The sequence below is a fragment of the Siphonobacter sp. genome (assembly GCF_048595215.1).
In the GTDB taxonomy this organism is placed as follows: Bacteria; Bacteroidota; Bacteroidia; order Cytophagales; family Spirosomataceae; genus Siphonobacter.
The window spans coordinates 43,320-62,243 of sequence record NZ_JBMDWJ010000197.1; the positions used below are offsets into that span (position 1 = coordinate 43,320).

Genomic DNA, 18,924 nt, shown 5'->3' on the forward strand with positions numbered 1-18,924 from the left:
ACTTGATCTCAACCTTCAAACCCTATCAAACATTAAACCCCTTCTCAAACGACTATCAAGGGTATCGTAAGTACTTTTTTCGAAGGGTTTTGTATTGACTCAACGCTGGCTCCCAGCTCTTCCGAATGTCGGATTCGCTCAGGCCCGCTTCCATTTGTTTCCGCAACTGGTCGGTACCCGCCAACTGATCAAAGGCTTTCGGACGGTTGATAAACTTGCTTTTATCCGGAGCTTTTGCATAAAAGTCCAGTACGTATTTCAGTGTAAACCCTTCTTTCCAGGCATCGACTTTCCGAAGATCCAGGCCGTAGCAACGCACGCCTTCGTTGGGTGGATTCATGGCTCCGGGTTTGTCTACCGGGGTAAATTCGTACGTACCATACTTCGGCGAAGGACCGCCAATGACCTGAAATTGTGTATCCGTACCCCGGCCTAAACTGATTTCCGTACCCTCGAACAAACAGATGGAAGGGTACAGCAGAATACTTTGCTGATTGGGCAGATTGGGTGATGGAGCGACGGGTAGAGTATAGGGCGTTTGATGGGTATAATTCTGACAGAGAACCGTCACGAGCTTGCATTTCACCCCGTTTTTCATCCAGCCTTCCTGATTGATCATCTCGGCTAGTTCAGCCACCGTGCAACCGTGGGAAATAGGTACGGGATTAAGTCCGACAAAGGAAGCAAACTTGCGGTCCAGTACGGGGCCATCCACTACGTGACCATTGGGATTCGGCCGATCCAGAATCAGTACCGTTTTGCCCTGTTCCGCTGCCGCTTCCATGACATAGTGCATGGTAGAGGTATACGTATAAAAACGGGCTCCGACATCCTGAATGTCAAACAGAAGAATATCGAGATCCTTGATTTGGTCGGGTGTGGGTTTCTTATTCGAGCCGTAGAGGGATACGACGGGTAAGCCGGTTTTCTGATCTAAGCCACTCGATACGAGTTCGCCCGCATCGGCCTTGCCGCGAAAGCCATGTTCGGGACCAAAGATGGTCTTAATCTGTACGCCCAGAGCCAACAAAGAATCGGCGAGGTGGGTTTTATTGGGAAATATGGAGGTATGATTGACTACCAGTCCTACCTTTTTTCCTTTCAGCAAGGGCAAATACTCATTGGTTCGCTCGATACCGAGCGTAACCTTGGAAGCAGACTGGGCGTGTAAAATGGGCCGCGAACAGGCGACCACCAGTAAGAAAAGGGCCAGTAAACAGGGGATACGGAAAGAAACCATGTGCAAATTTCGGGGGAAAGAGCGGAAAAACCAACGCTAAGTTTGGAAAAGCACGGGAACCGCTACTTTTGTAGTCAGGAAAAAAGGAGAAAACGATCAAATCTGAATCGTAAACCTGGTTTTCATTGGTTTTGAACATACCTGCATAAGCATCCAGTAACTAATACTATTTTCGTTGAACTTTCCACGTTTTCTCGCTGCCCGTTTACGCCGCCGTACCGAACAACGCTTGTTTTCGGCGACTGTAACCCGTATTGGCATTGCCAGTATCGCAATTGGGCTGGCGGTGATGATTCTGGCTTTTGCGGTACTCTTTGGCTTTAAAGGGACCATTCAGGAAAAACTCTTTAGTCTGTCGGCTCACCTGAAAGTTACCCGGTATACGCTGAATCAGTCGTACGAAGAAACGGCGATGCCCCGCAATTCCCGGATCAGTGAACAGTACAAAAGCCTGTCGGCTGTACGCCACCTGCAAGTGGTAGCTCACAAAGCGGGAATTCTGAAAACGCCGGATGATCTTCAGGGCGTACTTTTTAAAGGAGTAGGGTCTGATTACGACTGGAATGTTTTTCAGCAGAATCTGGTGGAAGGTGCTTTGCCTGCGTTTCAGAAAGATACCTCCGATTCGAAACAGGTGATGATCAGCCGGACGATTGCCAAGCAGTTACAACTCAAACCCGGCGATGGCGTAATCATTTATTTCCTTCAAAATCCGCCTCGGCCCCGTAAACTTACCGTTACGGGGATCTATGAAACGGGGCTGGAGGAATTGGATAAGCAGCTCATTCTGGGTGATATACGCCTCGTACAGAAGCTCAATCGTTGGGGGCCGGATACGGTAGGTGGGTACGAAGTGTTTGTAAAGGATTTTACGCAGTTACCGACGGCGGAGGCCCAAATCGCCAAATTACTCGAACCCGAACAGGATCTGCGAAGTGTAGTCGACGAATACCGGCCCCTGTTCGACTGGTTAAGCCTGCTGGATCGTAACCTCAGCGTATTCCTAACTCTGATTTTATTCGTGGCCAGCTTTAATATGGTATCGGTACTGTTAGTACTCATCATGGAGCGTATTCCAATGATTGGCTTGCTAAAGGCCCTGGGTAGTCCTAGCTGGCAGATTCGTAAGGTATTTTTGTGGCAGGGAATTTCGATGATTCTAAAGGGACTTCTGATTGGCAATGGCTTGGGTATTGGCCTGTGTCTGATTCAGCAACGCTACCGTCTTTTTCCGCTCGACCCGGAAAACTATTACATGAGTTACGTCCCCATCGAAATGAACTGGGGCGTAGTACTGGCTTTAAACCTAGCCGTACTCGGATTAGTCACGCTCGTGCTGCTCTTACCTACCTTTATTATTACCCGCATGCGGCCAGTCGAAGCGATTCGCTTTTCGAAGTAAGGGTAATCTATTAAACCTATTTTTCAGTAATTCATCATAGATATCAAAGGTGTTTCGTCAATATTTTACGTGAAATGAATTTTATTGATGCCATATGAGCCAGTGGTACGGAGAAATAATCTCCTTTTAATAAAACATGTTGTTTTATTCTTGAGTTAAATTAATTAGCTCAAAAAGAGCTATACTTACTGCTCTATTACCCCACCTGAACTATTTAAGTCCCAACGAACGCATTATTTTCAGTTCAACTTAAACTGTTTTAGTTATACTGAAACAATAATGCGAAGTTACGTTCGCCAATCACGGGAATTGATGTATGGGTATTAGAGATTTTTTTACACAGCCATTAAAAATTACCAATTCCTTCTTCTTAACCCTTTGGTTAACCGTAGCTGCTTTTGGTACGTACTTCTGCATGTTTGCCTTTCGAAAGCCGTTTACTGCGGGTACGTTCGAATCCATGCAATGGGGAGGAATCGATTATAAAATCATTCTGGTCGTTGCCCAGATTCTAGGGTACGCAACGGCCAAAGGCATGGGTATAAAAATCATCTCCGAGACTCGCCCGGAGCAACGATCTTCCCGTATTTTACTAGTGATTGGAGCGGCCGAATTAGCTCTGATCCTGTTTGGCTTACTACCGCCCCCGTACAATTGGTTCTTATTGTTTTTCAATGGCCTCGCTTTAGGACTGGTGTATGGCCTGGTCTTTAGCTTTCTGGAGGGCCGCCGCCTAACCGATCTGCTTGGAGCGGGGCTCTGTTTAAGTTTCATTGTCGCTTCCGGTGTGGTAAAGTCCGTCGGTGTCTGGGTACTCAACTGGGGGATATCCGAATACTGGATGCCCGCGGTTGTAGGCTTGGCTTTTTCGCCCTTTCTGGTACTCTTTGTCTGGATGTTACAGGTTGCCCCGCCGCCAACCCAAGCCGACATTGCTGCCCGAAAACCTCGCTTACCTATGACTGCGGAAGACCGTCGGCGTTTCTTTAACGCACTGGCTCCGGGTCTGATTTCACTAATCCTTATTTACGTCATTATCTCCATGCTGCGGGATATTCGCGACAACTTTGCCGTTGAAATTTGGCGGGAACTGGGCATCCGCACGCCCCGTATTTTTTCCGTAACCGAAAGTTGGGTAGGGGTAATTGTGACGCTACTGGTAGGCGTGCTGTTTGTGATTTCCAATAACCGTAAGGCATTCTGGGCTAACCTAGTCTTCATTGCACTGGGCATAGTTTTGATTCCGTTCGCTTCCTGGTTATACCTCCAGGGACAAATTCAACCGCTGGAATGGATGATTGGCGTAGGACTAGGTATTTATCTGGTATACGTTCCCTTTAATGGAATGCTTTTTGAACGCCTCATTGCCATCCGGGGTGAAAAAGCGAATGTAGGCTTCCTCTTTTATTCGGCTGATTTCGCTGGGTACCTGGGAAGCGTAGGCATTCTAGTATTTAAAAACTTCAGTCATACGGACATTTCCTGGCTCAAGTTTTACCTCAGTATTACCTACCTTCTTCCGCTAATTGCAGGGCTTTTACTGGTAATCTCCGCCATTTATTTTGCCAAAAAGCTCAAAAAATCCTCAAATTTTTAAATTATCAATAACCAAAACAACGCTACTCGCTCTGAAGCGTTGTCCACTGCATGAACGAAGAGATTTTAATTCAAATCAGTAGCCAACTTAAAGGAAAGCGGAAAAGTCAGGGTATTACTTTACAAGAGCTTGCTAATCGGGCTCAGGTAAGTAAGGCATTAATTTCCCAAATTGAGAATAATCGTACGATTCCTTCTCTACTCGTACTTATCAATTTGATTCGTTCATTGGGAATAGATTTGAACGTATTTTTTGAAGAATTGGTACAGGGATCAGGAAATGGAAAACTTTCGGTCCGACGCAAAGAGGAGTATCAGACCTTCTACCAAGAAGATGCTCCGCACATTACCTATCGTCGCATTTTGACGAAAACAATTTCGCCCTTAGCCGTGGACTTTGTACTGGCGGAAGTAAAACCACAAGCTCAGCAAAATACGGCTACAACCAGCGATGCGTACGAGTTTAACTACGTGATAAAGGGAGAAGTAGAGTGTATCATTGGCGAAGAAACCCATGCGTTAAAAGAAGGGGATTCGCTATTCTTTGACGGTCGAGTACCGCATAAATCGTCCAATCAAACCAACGAAGACAGTCTCCTTTTAATCGTCTATTTTTTCACTGAAAAAATGTAAACCCGAGCCGTTCGAAGGTAAGAAGGGTTAAAATACTGAAAACATTGCATCCTGATTTGTCGTGGGGGTCGTATAGATGCCTACCGCTAGATCGTACCTCAAAGGAAAACTATCAATTTGTTCACGGCTACTTAAAATTGACGTAATGCTGGCGGTGTAAGTTTGTTCCAAACAAGAGCGATTTATCCAGCCCGAAACGCATTATGGTTAAGTGAATGAAACGATTGAAGAAAAGCGGCAGAACCTTGTACTGCCGCTTTTTGTGTATTTGGATAAGCCGCCTCTACGCATGACAGATAGCTTAATCCTTAGTATACTATGAAAAATTTTGAAATGCAGGCAACCGTCGATGCTCTGTTAGGTTTGTACCAATCATTCAATGAAGTGGTTGACGAACGTTTGCTGGAACATTCCATCCAAACGGCTCAATTGGCCGAAGAAGAAGGCTACGACGATGAAGTAGTACTGGCCGCCTTTTTCCACGACATCGGCCAGTTATTGGCTGCGGGTCACCCGTATCAGGCTTACGGTCGTATTGGCTCGGAGTACCTGCGAGCCAATGGTTTCTCGGAAAAAGTGACTCAGGTGGTGGTGATGCACACTGAAGCCGAACGCTATTTGTGTTGGAAATTTCCGGAACGCGTACGGCAGCTGGACGAATACCGCTTACAGCGATTGTATACGCAGGGTGGAATCATGCCCGAACGGGAGGCCAAAGCCTACGAAAAAAATCCGTACTTCTACCTGAGCCTGAAAGTAAAGGAATGGGACGACGAAGCTCCCCTACGCAGCCGTCCTGTACTGGATTTGGAACCTTACCGCCTAATGGCTTTACAACACTTACAGCGTCAGGTAGGTTGAAGACTACGGCCAATACGCGATTTCAGTCGGCTCAATGTTTCCTGGGAAAGCCCCAGGTAGGAGGCGACGTGTTTGTTAGAAAACCGCTCAATTAGCGAAGGGTGCATGCGTAGTAACCAGCGATAGCGATCCGCGGCATCCAGGCATAGAAAGGTTTCAAATCGTCGGGTACTGATAATGTAAGCCGTTTCGAGGATATAACGGTACACCGCATCCCAGCCGGGTACGGTAGCATGCAGGTGATAAAAATCTTCGTAGCTAATGAATAGTAGGTCCGAGTTTTCTAGTACCTGATTCGTTTCCAGAGAAGGTTCCTGTGTCAAAAAGCTTTGCAGGGCCGTACCGAAGGTATTTTCCAGAGCAAAATACCGTGTGGCTTCGGCTCCGTCGGGTTGCGTGTAGAACAGGCGAAAACTGCCCCGACTCACAAAGTACAGATGCCGGCAAACTTCACCCGAAGTCAATAAAAATTCGTAGCGAGCGGCCTTTTTTAGGCGGAAATAACTGAAAATGGTCGATAAGCTTTCTTCCGAGAAATCAGTTTTATCTAACAAATACGTCCGCAATACGGTATAGGCAGCATGGGAATCACTCATATCGTTTCGTCAGTCAGAGTAGTGCTTCCCTTCAATAAGCCAGTAGTCTGGGCTGAAAGGTCAGACTAAAGTACGGGCTAAGGGGCATTCCTGGAAAAGGAATGCGACGAATGTACGTAGAAGCCTTATGAGCCCGCCCGGAACGGGGATCAGGACAACCAGCGAATACCGGCAGCCTGTTCGCTGAGTTTCCATAGCAACTGCCCATTAAAAGCATTGGCGTCGGCGTTGAGAATACGCGTAGGGCGTGATTTGCTAAAGTATCCTCCGTTGTATGATTCGGGTAAAGCAGCCGTCGACAGGTATACCGCCGTTCGGGCTCCTTCCTCGGGCGTAATCATGAACGGGCGTAATAGGCCAAAGCCGACTTTCCAGCTACCCAGAAAATTTTGACCAAACTGCGAATTGACGACGCCGGGGTGAAGAGCATAGGCCGTAATGGACTGTCCCTCGAGCCGCCGGGCTAGTTCCTGCGTAAAGAGAATATTCGCCAGCTTGCCATCACCGTAGGTAGTCCAGATGTTCAAGCCCGTATTGTTTTTCATAAAAAAACGACGGGCTTTGCCCAAGGCATGGGCTGCCGAGGAAACATTGATGATTCGAGCTTCACTGCTGGCTTGCAATAAATCAACTAACTCAAAGGTGAGTACAAAGTGACCCAGATGATTCGCAATAAAGCTCTTTTCGTAGCCTTCGGGTGTGTATTCAATGGATGCAGGAGCATAGCCTGCATTGTTGATCAGCCGGTCAATGTGGTCGTAGCGTTGGTGAATAGCTTCGGCTGCCTGACGTAAAGAGGTCAGGTTGGTGAGGTCAGCGAAGAACAGTTCGATACGAGCCTGTGGGGACTGCTGAAGTACCTGCTGACGGGCCCATTCGCCCTTCTCACGCGAACGTACCAGAAATATCAGATCAAAATTCTGACGAGCTAGAGCCTGAGCAGTGGCCAGTCCAAGGCCAGAGTTGGCTCCGGTAATGAGAGCAGTGTAGGGCATAATACAAAGGTTCAATAACCGATTCGTTAAAAAAAGACGGCCAGTGTAAGATACAGTTAAAAAGAAACCCATCCGATTGGATGGGTTCGTGTTTGTGAGTTGGATAGCTATTTGAATCGGAAATAGTCTTACTCTAAACCAGCAATGCCAGAGGGAGTATCGTCATGATTGACTCATGACTTTTATGTACACAAGCGAAATTCGAAAAGGCAGAAGGTTGATCTCACAAAATTGATACCGTAGACTCGCTTTTCTTTACGTAGAAATACCTGTTTTATCAGGTAAGGACGAAAAAAAAGGCAGTAATCCTTCAAAAATCCCGGAGGTACTGGGTATAACCAAGTTCTATCCATAAAATAGTCCGTTGATCCACGGAAAGAAACCATCCGGCCCGATTGACTTCCGTTGAACCAATTCAATTGCCACCTTTGAATCAACAAAGCGAACAATGAACCGCTTTTTCAACGTTTATCATTCACTACTAACGATATAAAGTCATGAACCGTTTAGAACGCATTCCTTCGCATAAAATGATTGGTGGGGTAGCCGCTGGTCTGGCTGCTTACTTAAATGTCGATGTAGCTCTGGTACGGGTACTATTTGTACTGGGTGCCATTTTCACGCACGCTCCTTTCGTCATTGCCTATATCATCCTGTGGATCGCCCTTCCCAAACGAATCGAGGGAGCGTATGCCGTAGAAGCCGAAGTGAACCCTTCGCAGCCCCGTACGCATAATTCGAAAGCCTGGGGTATTGCCGCGATTTTGTTTGGCTCCCTGTTTCTACTGGACGAGTTTACCTGGTTCGACTGGGACAAAGCCTGGCCTCTGTCATTAATTGCTGTTGGTCTGGTACTGATTTTCAAAGATCAGATTAAGGAAAGAATTGCCTAGTACCAGCGTTACACTTACCCATAACCAAACACACGCATGACACCTTCTCGCGTACTCGTAGGTCTGGCTTTCATCGCCTACGGCATTATCAAACTGGCCGAGGAACTGGGGTGGTTTTATATCCACTGGCATTCCGTACGGCGATACTGGCCCGTGGCATTGATTATACTGGGAATCTGGCTCTTGGTTCGGAAAAAAGAGGAACCGCCTTACGATCCGCCGCACACTACAGGGTCCTTTCCAGCCGATCCAGCTGCACCGCAACCCCCGCAACCCCCGCAACCCCCGCAACCGCCTCAGCCACCCGCTGAACCCTTTGCCTGATAACGTTTTTCCTTCAACTACGCTATTGCTGTCATCTCTCTTTAACGGGCACCGCTTAGGGGCCTTCATGCTATGAATGCTAAAAATCTATTACTCGGCGGATTTTTCGTACTACTGGGAATTTTGTTCCTGGGACGAAATCTGGGCTGGTTCGACTTTCATTTCGGTGAACTCTTCCGGCTCTGGCCCCTCTTGTTTGTGGTACTGGGCGTAAACATGATCTGGGGTAAATCGAACCGTAATGTCACGGTAGCGACCCTGATTTTACTGGCCATCTGCGTTCCCTTGTTCATTGCTACGAAAGTACGGGACCGGGTACGTGACAATATTCACTGGAATGGAAGCTGGGACGATGATGATCATGACGATGAATCAGAAGAATCGTACGAAAACCGCGATTCAGAACGGAGTGGTGGTAAGCAATACCTGGCCGAACCCATGACTGATAGTGTTAATGCGGCTAGTTTTCAGCTCGAAGGCGGAGCGGCGGAGTTTACCATGGGTACTACGGATAAACAGTTGGTAGAGGCCGATGGCGATCTGGATATGGGTAATCTGTCGCTGAAAAGCACGAGTGTGAACGGAGCCAGCGAAGTAGTACTAAGCATGAAGGGGCGTAAGAAGTGGAACTGGGACGAAGAACACTCGCATAACAATGTTGCCGTACGCCTTAATCCGCAACCGCTCTGGAATCTGGATATGAAAGTAGGGGCAGGAAAAGCCGATTTTGATCTGACGCCTTTTAAAATTAGTAAAGTAAGTCTGCACACCGGAGCCGCCGAAATGGATCTGAAACTGGGCGATAAAACCGATCAGACGGACGTGGAAGTAAATGCGGGTGTGGCGAGTGTAAAAATCAAGGTACCGCAATCCGTGGGTTGCCGGATCACTACCCGGGGTGCTTTGACGGAAAAAGATTTCAACGGATTTACGCGTCAGGGTGATGCTTACGAAACGCCTGGCTATGCGGGTGCCAAGAAAAAAATCAATATCCGCTTTGAAGGAGGTATTGCGGAGTGGAAAGTGGAAAGGTACTAGGGTTTTGAGCGGCGGCCGTTTAAAGGTTTTGTCAGGATAAACTCGTAAAGGTAAGCTCTGTTTTAGTGATTTCTTTGGTTCGTAGCAAGCTTTGCTACGGACCTTTTTACTTCATCAGGACAGTTTATCTAAAAGAAAAAACCACGAAATTTACAGTATTGAGACACCGATCAAACGATGTTTTGACTGCAAATTTCGTGGTTTTTTTATCTGTATAGGTACTAAAAACCTACCGTAGGGCTTTAGTAATCCAGCCGCCGCCTACCACGTCGTCGCCTTCGTAGAAAACGGCTGCCTGACCCGGAGCTACGCCGGTTACGGGTTCGTGGAAGCGTACTTCCATTTGCCCACCGGTTTGCGTAATGATGGCCGGTGTTCCCTCGTGTTTATACCGAATCTTCGTAATCGTCTCCAGAGGCTGCGTCAGTTCGGCGTATTTCTGCATATTCAGCTGACTGACCATCATGCCGGTCCGTTCCAGATCGCGGTCACGGCCTAATACCACTTCATTGCTGTCTTTCCGAATTTCAGTAACGAAAGCGGGATAACCCAGAGCAATACCCAGGCCTTTGCGTTGGCCAATGGTGTAGAACGGATAGCCTTCGTGCGTGCCCAGTACTTTTCCTTCCTGATCGACGAAGTTACCGCCGGCTACTTCCGCTTCCAGGGTAGGAATACGGCGTTTTAGAAAACCGCGGTAATCGTTATCCGGTACAAAGCAGATCTCGTAGCTTTCCGCCTTGCTGGCTAACTCAAAGAAACCGCGTTCTTTCGCCATTTCGCGGATTTCACTCTTACGGAAATTACCTAGAGGAAGTTTAGTACGGGCCAGACTGTCCTGCGATACTCCCCAGAGTACATAACTCTGATCTTTCCAGGTATCCAAACCCTTCGATACGATATGGCGACCGTGCGACGGACCGCCGTTTCCTTCCCGCAGGTTCGCATAGTGACCCGTGGCAATGAACTCGCAGTCGAGCTTATCAGCCCGCCGTAACAAAGCGTCCCACTTGATGTGCGTGTTGCACAAAACGCAGGGGTTAGGCGTACGCCCTTCCAGGTATTCACCCGTGAAATGGTCAATTACATAATCCCCAAATTCATTCCGAATGTCAAGGATATAGTGCGGGAAGCCCAGCTGTACAGCTACGTTACGGGCATCGTTGATGCTATCGAGGCTACAACAGCCCGTTTCTTTTTTCGTACCCCCGGAACTGGCGTAGTCCCAGGTTTTCATCGTCATACCGATGACTTCGTAACCTTGTTCGTGCAGCAGGACCGCTGCCAGTGAAGAATCAATGCCGCCACTCATGGCGACCAGAATCCGTCCGTGTTTGCTCATAATGAATCCGGCCAGGGTTCAAAGCCCTGCGATTAGTGATGTAGTGAAAGACACTACAATAAAAGTACTGGTAATGCCAAGGGAGTGCATTTCAACCCAAACCCTTGGTTGAAAGTTCAATGAAAAGTGCAGTAATGACAATTACTGCTCCTGAAACGTACTACTTTTTAAGGCCTAACTCCAGCAGGCGTTCGTCCAGAAATTCTCCGGCGGTCATGTCCGTATAGAGTTTAGGATGTTGTGTATCAATGCAGCTCTCCAGTGAAGTCAAATTCATCTCTGAGCGAGGGTGCATAAAAAAGGGAATCGAGAACCGGGACGTATTCATTTTTTCCCGCGAAGGATTGACTACCCGGTGAATCGTCGATTTCAGTTTATGATTGGTAAGGCGGTCGAGCATGTCACCCACATTAACGATGATCTGGTCGGGCAGGGCCGTAATACCAATCCATGCTCCGTCCCGACGTAGTACTTCGAGTCCTTCGGCACTGGCTCCCATCAGCAGCGTAATCAGGTTAATATCACCGTGAGCCGCGGCCCGTACCGCTCCGGGTTCCACTACATTGGGGTCGAGGGGGAAGTAATGCAGAGCCCGCAAAATGCTGTTGCCGTGCTTTACCTTATCCTCGAAGTAATCCTCGGGTAATTCCAGATACAGAGCAATGGCCCGCAGCAGCGTTTTTCCCGTTTGCTCGAACGTCTGATACGTTTGTACGGTATACTGTTCAAAAGCCGGTAGGTCTTCTGGAAATACATTTTTGGGATAATCCGCCCAAACCGAATCGCCGTCGTCGGTAGCAGGGTGGGGCTGGCCGACGTGGTAAAATTCTTTCAGATCGGCTACTTTAAAACCTTTAGCGGTTTCCTTTCCCTTGCCCACGTACCCCCGTTGCCCGGCAATACCCGGTACTTCGTATTTTCTTTTGTAGTCGTCAGCTTTAAAGAAGAATTCCTTTACTGCTGCGTATAGATGATCTTGCAACTCAGCCGTAAGACCGTGGTTTTTAATCGCAACGAAACCGATATTGTTAAACGCCCGGCCCAAATCAGCTACAAATTTGGCTTTTCGCTCGGCATCACCCGAGGTAAAATCAGCCAGATCCAGCGATGGGATTTCGTCTAAGAGAGCGTCATTCTGAAGACTTTCCATGGTATACTAGGGATAAAGTGTTGTACAAAAGTAAGCAAGTTTAGGCGTAGGTGCTGCGATTTTGCGTTTGTTGAATGAAAATGGATCGCTACCGGACAGGAGCTTATCAGAAGGCCGGCTCACCGTTAAATTCGCCCATTAAGCTTGCCTCTGGCGTTTTTATCCCGAACATTGCCCATGATATCGACCGTCCGGTTGATATCCCTATGCCTGAATTGAAACGTATGAGCACCGAATTCCCTACTTATAACATTCAAGCTTTCCAGCGGTACGAGCCCGATGTACCTTTTTTTATGACGCCGCTCGAAAAACTGGTGCGTGAATTCAAAGGCATCGACAAGTCGCATTCCCACACGTTTTATTTGCTAATGTGGATCAAGGAAGGGCATGGAACGCATACCATCGACTTTCGTACGTACGAGGTGGGACCTCACCAATTGTATTTCTTAACGCCGGGTCAGGTACACAGCTGGGAACTTTCACCGGATATTAAAGGCTATAATCTTTTTTTCGAGCCGAATTACTTTCGTAGCCGTTTTCCCAATCGTCTGTTTGCGTATCCTTTTTACCACTCCCACCAGCATCGACCCTTACTGGAAGTGACGGACGAAACATTTGTCTCCCTCTACGAGCTGATGTATCAGGAATATGCGGCGGCGGAAATCAATCGATCGGAGGTGTTTCTTTCGTACTTACACATTATCCTGGAGAAGGCGAACCGCGTGTATCAAAACCAGTGGCCGGGGGAATCGACCCACTACTACGACCGCATCCGGCAGTACGAAGAGTTACTGGAAGAACAGTTTCTGGACGTTCGGGAAGTAAAAACGTACGCTGAGCAATTACACATCAGTCCCAACCACCTCAATAATATTTGTAAAACACTACTGGGCAAAACGGCCAGCCAGTTGCTCTACGAACGAATTATCATTGAAGCGAAACGTTTACTGACGCATACGGCTTTGTCCATCAAGGAAATTGGCTATCTGTTGCATTTTGAAGATCCTTCGTACTTCGTTCGTTTCTTTCGAACCCATACGGGACAGACGCCACTGGATTTCCGAGAATCGCAAAATCGTTGATTTGTACCATTCTTGTCCGTATTCATACCTTACGTAAGAAGAAGGAAGAATGTATCTTTGTATCAGGAATCAGAAAGGGATTTTCTTCTGAACCTTCACGATCATGGCACTTAATTCGAAATTATACAGCATCGCTTTTAATAAATGTCCGAAATGCCACCAGGGAGATTTCTTCAAAACCAAGACTTCCTTCCAGCGTCATTTTGACGAAATTCACCACCATTGCCCGCATTGTAACGAAACGTTAGTACCCGAGCCCGGTTTTTACTGGGGAGCTTTGTACGTGAGCTACGCTCTGTACGTAGCCTGGTGTATGACGGCTTTTGTAGTCTATACGTACGTATTGAAATTGGACCTCGATTATTTCCTGGTCTTTCTGGTTCCGACTTTGATTTTGTTGATGCCCTGGTTTTTCCGTCTGGCTCGTCGTACCTGGCTTAATCTATTTGTCGATTACGACCCCGCTAAAGCCCAGCAAAAAGCCGTGGGCTTAAAACCAGCGGTCTAGTGTTTATTGCGTAGTACCTGTTTGCAGAAGGCCTCCCAGCAATGGGAGGTCTTTTTTTAGATACCGCCTTACAGAATTCCTCCACCGAGCATCAGTCGAAGGATGGCTACAATGAGTACGAAGATATTGAGGTTACGACCCGTTTTACTTTCCGAAAAAGCTCCGAAGCCCAGACCAATGAACGCAACGGGAAGGGCGACCCAATTGACAATACCAATGAAGGGAATGAGTCCTGCCAAAGCAATGACGAAGGCTACGATGCCGAGTAGAATGGAGATGAGATTAAACATAGAAATAGGGCTTTTACGAGAATGACGCTACAAAGGGAAGCATTTCTGCGGTTACCCGAAAAAAGCTTTCCACCATCGGAAGCAGGTCCTGATTACCGTACCAAAGCGAGGTTGAGCACGCAATTCCTAACAAAAAAAGGATGGCTCCGTCCTGACGAAACCATCCTTTTTTTTGACTTGAAAAAGCTTATTTCACAGCGTCAGCGTAATTTTTAGCCGCCGCTTCCCAGTTTACTACGTCCCAATAAGCTTTGATATAATCCGGACGTTTGTTCTGATACTTGAGGTAGTAGGCGTGCTCCCATACGTCCAAACCGATCACTGGTGTACCGGGCGTTTCAGCCAGTGCCATCAATGGGTTGTCCTGGTTAGGCGTTGAAACAACGGCCAGTTTTTTATCCGGCGTTACGATCAGCCAAGCCCAGCCTGAACCGAACCGAGTAGTAGCTGCTTTATTGAACTCCTCCACGAATTTGTCGTAGGTACCAAATGATTTATTAATCGCTTCCGCTAATTCACCGGAAGGTTTGCCACCGCGTTTGGGGCCGATTGTATTCCAGAAAAAGGTGTGGTTCCAGTGACCACCGGCGTTGTTGCGGATGGCCGGAGCCGTGTTTTTATCAATTTTCTTCACCACCTGAAAAATGGTCTGTGAAGCTTCGGGTTTGCCTTCTACGGCTTTGTTTAGATTATCAACGTACGCTTTGTGGTGTTTACCGTAGTGAATTTCCATCGTTTGCTTGTCGATGCTAGGTTCTAACGCGTCGAAGGCGTAGGGCAGAGGAGCTTGAGTAAACTGTGCCGAAACCTGAAAAGCCGAAGCCAGCAGGCCGGCTACCAAAAGGGATTTAAATTTCATGGTTGAAAATGGTTTCTTAAGGATCTGAAACACTGCTTAGGTGCAGCTCAAAGGCAAAAATATCTGTACCATTTCAGGCTACAAGCGTTTCGGTAATAAACTTTTGTGGATTGACAGCTATGTTGGTCAACGCTCAAACCGTGCTTTCGACGGATAGACCTGGCACGGCCCGGCGGCAAAAGATCGCCTGTATAGCGTTTAAACGATGATTTATCCCTTACAGTCGACCCCTCAGAATCCGGATGAGTGACGTATCTTTCGTTTTCATACAAAAATCTTTCGTATGGATATGAAGTCACCGCCTGGGAAGAAGGACCTTTGTCGCAGCGAAGGGTACTAGCGGAAGATCGTCCCAAAATGTCTTTAGAATTGAACAGTAAGTCGATTTTCGCGATCGCTACATTAAAATAAGCTTTAATTTTAATTGTTTGATTTAGGTCAAAGTATTCCGTCAGCCCTTTTCTGAGATTTGTACTTATTTAATACATACGTCATTTCTTCCCATTTGCTATGAATAGTTTTGTTCTCATCCAGATTTGTGCAAAATCCGAATGGTATTCGCCACCCTTTGCCAAATATTTTTAAAAATCTGCCTCTGATCTTTCAGAATTTTACCGGTACTGGCGAAATTAGCCCAGAGGAGCAGGGAGCTAGATTGGTTCTGTAATTAGATTAATCCGGGAAATACGGAAACTAAATGAACAGAACGATTCTCCATTGCTTGTTCCTGGTGTGTATAGGCTCCAGTGATCGACTGTAAGACGCACTTACAAAGAGCTTTAATTGATTGAGTGTTAGACACTACCCCCTCTTGTTATGTGGATTGTTCGATTAGCTTTACAGCGGAAGTATACCATTGCGGTGCTGGCTCTGCTGATCCTGATTATGGGTGTGGTATCCATTCGTCAGATGCCCACCGACATTTTTCCCCGTATCAACATTCCGGTTATTTCCGTAATCTGGTCGTACCGGGGACTTTCGACGGACGAAATGGAAAAGATGATTACCAACTTTTCCGAAACGTCGGTCATCAATAACGCCTCCGACATCCAGCGGGTGGAATCCCAGACCTACAATGGGGTGGCCGTACTGAAAATTTTCTTTCAGCCCACGGTGAAAATTGAGGAGGCCCTGGCTTCCATTACGGCCATTTCGCAGACGATTCGGGTACGGATGCCGCCCGGAACGCAACCGCCGATTATTGTGCGGTACAACGCTACGGACGTTCCCATTCTGCAGTTGAGTATATCCTCGGACAGTCTGACGGAATCCCAAATCACCGACTACATTACGACCCGGATACGGCCCATGATTTCGACCGTACAGGGGAGCCGTCTGTCGCAGCCGTTCGGAGGAAAAGCTCGTCAGGTGATGGTGGACCTTGATCCTGAATTGCTTACGGCTCGCGGCGTATCCCCCGAAGATGTAGTCAATGCCGTATCTGCTCAAAACCTGACTCTGCCGAGTGGTCAGCTTCGGCTGGAGGAAAGGGAATACAACGTACGCCTGAACACCAAGCCCGACGCCATCATTGCGTTGAACGATATTCCGGTGAAAACGCTACCCGGTGGTGTGGTCCTGCACTTACGCGATGTCGCTAACGTCCACGATGGTTCGATTGTACAAACCAACGTAGTCAAACAGGACGGCCGACGGGGGGTGTTGCTCAATATCGTAAAAACCGGGAATGCCTCAACGACCGAAGTCGTCGACAAAATCCGCAATGAAGTACTTCCGGCGGTTCGCGGAGCTGCTCCGGCGTCGCTGAAGATCACTGAACTTTTTGACCAATCCGTGTTCGTACGAGCCTCGATTCACGGGGTAGTCGTGGAAGGATTGATTGCGGCCCTGCTGACGGCCGCCATGATTCTGCTCTTCCTGGGTAGCTGGCGGAGTACGCTGATTGTTGCTATTTCCATTCCGCTCTCGATTCTGAGTTCGCTCGCCGTTCTGTATCTGATGGGCGAAACGCTGAATATCAATACCCTGGGCGGTTTGGCTCTGGCCATTGGTATTCTGGTGGATGACGCGACAGTAACGATTGAGAATATTCACCGAAACGAAGAGTTAGGCCTGCCCCTGCGAAGGGCCATTATGGTGGGGGCACACCAGATTGCCACGCCGACGCTGGTCGCCACGCTGACGATCTGTATCGTGTTCGTGTCGGTACTCTTTTTGGAAGGTCCGGCCCGCTTCCTGTTCGGTCCGCTGGCTTTATCGGTGGTATTCGCCATGATTGCTTCGTATATCCTTTCACGTACCCTGGTGCCCACGTTGGCCGACTTGTTGCTCAAATCCGAGCCACATCACCCGGAGGGACATTTGAACGGTCAGGCTAAAAAACCTAATCCTTTTGCCCGTATTTACCAAAGCTTTAACCGGGGCTTCGACCGTTTTCAAGCACGCTATCTGCGGGTACTGCAATGGAATCTAGGCCACCGAAAAACGGTACTGGGGGTATTCCTGGTCGTTGTGATGGTTACGGCGGTGATGGTTCCTTTCGTGGGTCGTGACTTTTTTCCCAGCGTAGATGCCGGCCAGTTCAGGTTGCACATGCGAGCCCCGGCGGGTTCCCGACTGGAAGCTACGGAGCGTACGGCGGGTCAGGCCGAGGCAGTGATCCGGCAGATCATTCCGGCCAATGAAATCGAAACGGTTATTGCCAACATCGGTCTGACGAGCGAAGGGTACAACTTCGTATTCCAGGATAACTCGTCGCTGGGTTCCGCCGATGCGGAGTTGCTGGTGGCTCTTAAAAAAGAGAAAAGTCGTCCGACGGAAGAATACATGCGGGAAATTCGGGCCAAGCTGGCCGAAGCTCTGCCGCAGGTGACCTTCTTCTTCCAGCCAGCCGATATCGTAACGCAGATTCTGAACTTCGGTCTGACCGCACCCATTGACATTCAGGTGACGGGTTTCGACCGGAAAAATAACTTACGCATTGCTCAGGAAATCCGCAGTAAAGTAGCTCAGATACCCGGTACGGTCGATGTACACCTGCATCAGGTCATGAACGCTCCTGAATTATTCGTGAATATTGACCGCGAGCGGGCGAATCAGCTGGGGCTGAACGAAACCAAAGTGGCCAACAACATGATGATTTCCATGAGTGGTACCACGCAGGTAAACCCGAACTTCTGGCCAGATCCGGTTACGGGCTTCCCGTATTTGGTAGCCGTACAGACGCCGCCGTACAAACTCAATACGCTGGATAAACTCCTGCAAACGCCTTTGGTGACGCAAACCGGCGAACTAACGCCCCAATCCCTGGCCAACGTTGCCAAGGTCGAACGTCGCGTAACGCCGATGGTAGTGAATCGGATGAATACGCAACCCATGTTCGATGTGTACGCCTCGGTGGAACGGACGGATCTGGGAAGTGTTTCCGGAAAACTTTCCGAGATCGTCAAGGAATACCAGCAACAACTCAAGCCGGGAAATAAAATTGAAGTACGCGGTCAGGTGGAAAGTATGAATTCAGCCTTTACGCGGTTGGGTATTGGTTTGTTGTTCGCGGCCATTCTGGTGTACATGCTGATGGTCGTCAACTTTCAGTCCTTTTTGTACCCGTTCATCATTATTACGGCCCTTCCCGGAGCGATGTGCGGGGTTGTATGGCTGCTGTTTTTGAGCCAGACCACCTTCAGTATTCCTTCGCTGATGGGGGCGATCATGAGTGTGGGGGTAGCTACGGCCAACTCCATTCTGTTGGTAAGCTTCGCTCAGGAGCAGGTGTTTGATCTGCACATGAGTCCGTACGAATCAGCTCTGGAGGCGGGACGTACCCGTTTACGTCCGATTTTGATGACAGCTCTGGCGATGATTATCGGGATGTTGCCGATGTCTTTAGGGCTAGGCGAGGGTGGTGAGCAGAACGCTCCCCTGGGACGGGCCGTGATTGGCGGGTTGTTACTGGCCACCTTTACGACGCTGCTTTTCGTACCCGTCGTCTTTAGCTATCTGGCGAAAAACCGTACCGAAGCCGAAATGGCCGAAGAAAAGGAACTGGCTGAGATGGAAGTTTGATGAGTGGGCAGTTTTCAGTTTACCGTTCTCTGTTACCTGCGAGAGCAGCAAATTTTTTAAACAGAAACGGTAAATCATGAAATCTACCC

Annotated in this window: 17 protein-coding genes; 10 read left to right on the top strand and 7 right to left on the bottom strand. The window is 48.2% G+C overall.

From position 1 onward, the window contains the following. Positions 1 to 55: 55 nt before the first annotated feature. Positions 56 to 1,240 (bottom strand): exo-beta-N-acetylmuramidase NamZ domain-containing protein, encoded by a 1,185-nt coding sequence (locus tag ACOJTG_RS12090; RefSeq protein ID WP_420154042.1) that lies wholly within the window; start codon positions 1,238 to 1,240, stop codon positions 56 to 58. Between the two features lie 175 nt (positions 1,241 to 1,415). Here ACOJTG_RS12090 and ACOJTG_RS12095 point away from each other — a divergent pair, with 175 nt between their 5' ends. The 4 genes from ACOJTG_RS12095 to ACOJTG_RS12110 all read left to right on the top strand — a co-directional run bounded on the left by ACOJTG_RS12095 (position 1,416) and on the right by ACOJTG_RS12110 (position 5,732). Continuing rightward, positions 1,416 to 2,642 (top strand): ABC transporter permease, encoded by a 1,227-nt coding sequence (locus ACOJTG_RS12095; protein ID WP_420154043.1) that lies wholly within the window; start codon positions 1,416 to 1,418, stop codon positions 2,640 to 2,642. Between the two features lie 415 nt (positions 2,643 to 3,057). Then, positions 3,058 to 4,239: a DUF5690 family protein gene (locus ACOJTG_RS12100; RefSeq protein ID WP_420154044.1), complete on the top strand. Its 1,182-nt coding sequence runs from the start codon at positions 3,058 to 3,060 to the stop codon at positions 4,237 to 4,239. 50 nt (positions 4,240 to 4,289) lie between these two features. Further along, complete coding sequence (locus ACOJTG_RS12105; RefSeq protein ID WP_420154045.1) at positions 4,290 to 4,871, top strand: helix-turn-helix domain-containing protein; 582 nt, start codon at positions 4,290 to 4,292, stop codon at positions 4,869 to 4,871. Between the two features lie 318 nt (positions 4,872 to 5,189). Continuing rightward, entirely contained in the window at positions 5,190 to 5,732 is a 543-nt protein-coding gene (locus ACOJTG_RS12110; protein WP_420154046.1) for an HD domain-containing protein, read from the top strand. Here the strand turns inward: ACOJTG_RS12110 and ACOJTG_RS12115 are convergent. Together ACOJTG_RS12115 and ACOJTG_RS12120 are read right to left on the bottom strand one after the other, a co-directional pair. Then, positions 5,720 to 6,328 carry a Crp/Fnr family transcriptional regulator gene (locus ACOJTG_RS12115; protein ID WP_420154047.1) on the bottom strand — a complete coding sequence of 203 codons (609 nt, stop codon included), beginning with the start codon at positions 6,326 to 6,328 and terminating at the stop codon, positions 5,720 to 5,722. The genes ACOJTG_RS12110 and ACOJTG_RS12115 overlap by 13 nt on opposite strands. Positions 6,329 to 6,477: 149 nt before the next feature. After that, positions 6,478 to 7,323 (bottom strand): SDR family NAD(P)-dependent oxidoreductase, encoded by an 846-nt coding sequence (locus ACOJTG_RS12120; RefSeq protein WP_420154048.1) that lies wholly within the window; start codon positions 7,321 to 7,323, stop codon positions 6,478 to 6,480. 497 nt (positions 7,324 to 7,820) lie between these two features. Here ACOJTG_RS12120 and ACOJTG_RS12125 point away from each other — a divergent pair, with 497 nt between their 5' ends. From ACOJTG_RS12125 to ACOJTG_RS12135, 3 genes are all read left to right on the top strand, one after another. Next, a complete protein-coding gene (locus tag ACOJTG_RS12125) occupies positions 7,821 to 8,216 on the top strand; it encodes a PspC domain-containing protein (RefSeq protein WP_420154049.1) in 396 nt (131 codons plus the stop codon). A 36-nt stretch (positions 8,217 to 8,252) separates the two neighbouring features. Next, entirely contained in the window at positions 8,253 to 8,540 is a 288-nt protein-coding gene (locus tag ACOJTG_RS12130) for a LiaI-LiaF-like domain-containing protein (RefSeq protein ID WP_420154050.1), read from the top strand. Positions 8,541 to 8,612: 72 nt separating this feature from the next. Then, entirely contained in the window at positions 8,613 to 9,578 is a 966-nt protein-coding gene (locus ACOJTG_RS12135; protein WP_420154051.1) for a LiaI-LiaF-like domain-containing protein, read from the top strand. Positions 9,579 to 9,807: 229 nt separating this feature from the next. On the opposite strand, the gene mnmA is transcribed toward ACOJTG_RS12135, so the two are convergent. Then, entirely contained in the window at positions 9,808 to 10,920 is a 1,113-nt protein-coding gene (gene mnmA / locus ACOJTG_RS12140; protein WP_104713258.1) for a tRNA 2-thiouridine(34) synthase MnmA, read from the bottom strand. Positions 10,921 to 11,080: 160 nt separating this feature from the next. Then, positions 11,081 to 12,070, bottom strand: a complete 990-nt coding sequence (locus ACOJTG_RS12145) for an isopenicillin N synthase family dioxygenase (protein ID WP_420154052.1) — start codon at positions 12,068 to 12,070, stop codon at positions 11,081 to 11,083. A 224-nt stretch (positions 12,071 to 12,294) separates the two neighbouring features. On the opposite strand from ACOJTG_RS12145, the gene ACOJTG_RS12150 reads away from it, so the two are divergent. Beyond that, positions 12,295 to 13,152, top strand: coding sequence for a helix-turn-helix domain-containing protein (locus ACOJTG_RS12150; RefSeq protein WP_420154053.1), 858 nt, complete (start codon positions 12,295 to 12,297; stop codon positions 13,150 to 13,152). A gap of 103 nt (positions 13,153 to 13,255) precedes the next feature. Then, positions 13,256 to 13,660, top strand: a complete 405-nt coding sequence (locus ACOJTG_RS12155) for a DUF983 domain-containing protein (protein WP_420154054.1) — start codon at positions 13,256 to 13,258, stop codon at positions 13,658 to 13,660. Between the two features lie 68 nt (positions 13,661 to 13,728). Here ACOJTG_RS12155 and ACOJTG_RS12160 read toward each other — a convergent pair whose 3' ends face one another. Together ACOJTG_RS12160 and ACOJTG_RS12165 are read right to left on the bottom strand one after the other, a co-directional pair. Next, a complete protein-coding gene (locus ACOJTG_RS12160; RefSeq protein WP_094813548.1) occupies positions 13,729 to 13,950 on the bottom strand; it encodes a hypothetical protein in 222 nt (73 codons plus the stop codon). Positions 13,951 to 14,137: 187 nt separating this feature from the next. After that, entirely contained in the window at positions 14,138 to 14,809 is a 672-nt protein-coding gene (locus tag ACOJTG_RS12165) for a superoxide dismutase (protein WP_104713244.1), read from the bottom strand. An 816-nt stretch (positions 14,810 to 15,625) separates the two neighbouring features. Here ACOJTG_RS12165 and ACOJTG_RS12170 point away from each other — a divergent pair. Then, positions 15,626 to 18,835 (top strand): efflux RND transporter permease subunit, encoded by a 3,210-nt coding sequence (locus ACOJTG_RS12170; protein WP_420154055.1) that lies wholly within the window; start codon positions 15,626 to 15,628, stop codon positions 18,833 to 18,835. Positions 18,836 to 18,924: the final 89 nt, after the last annotated feature.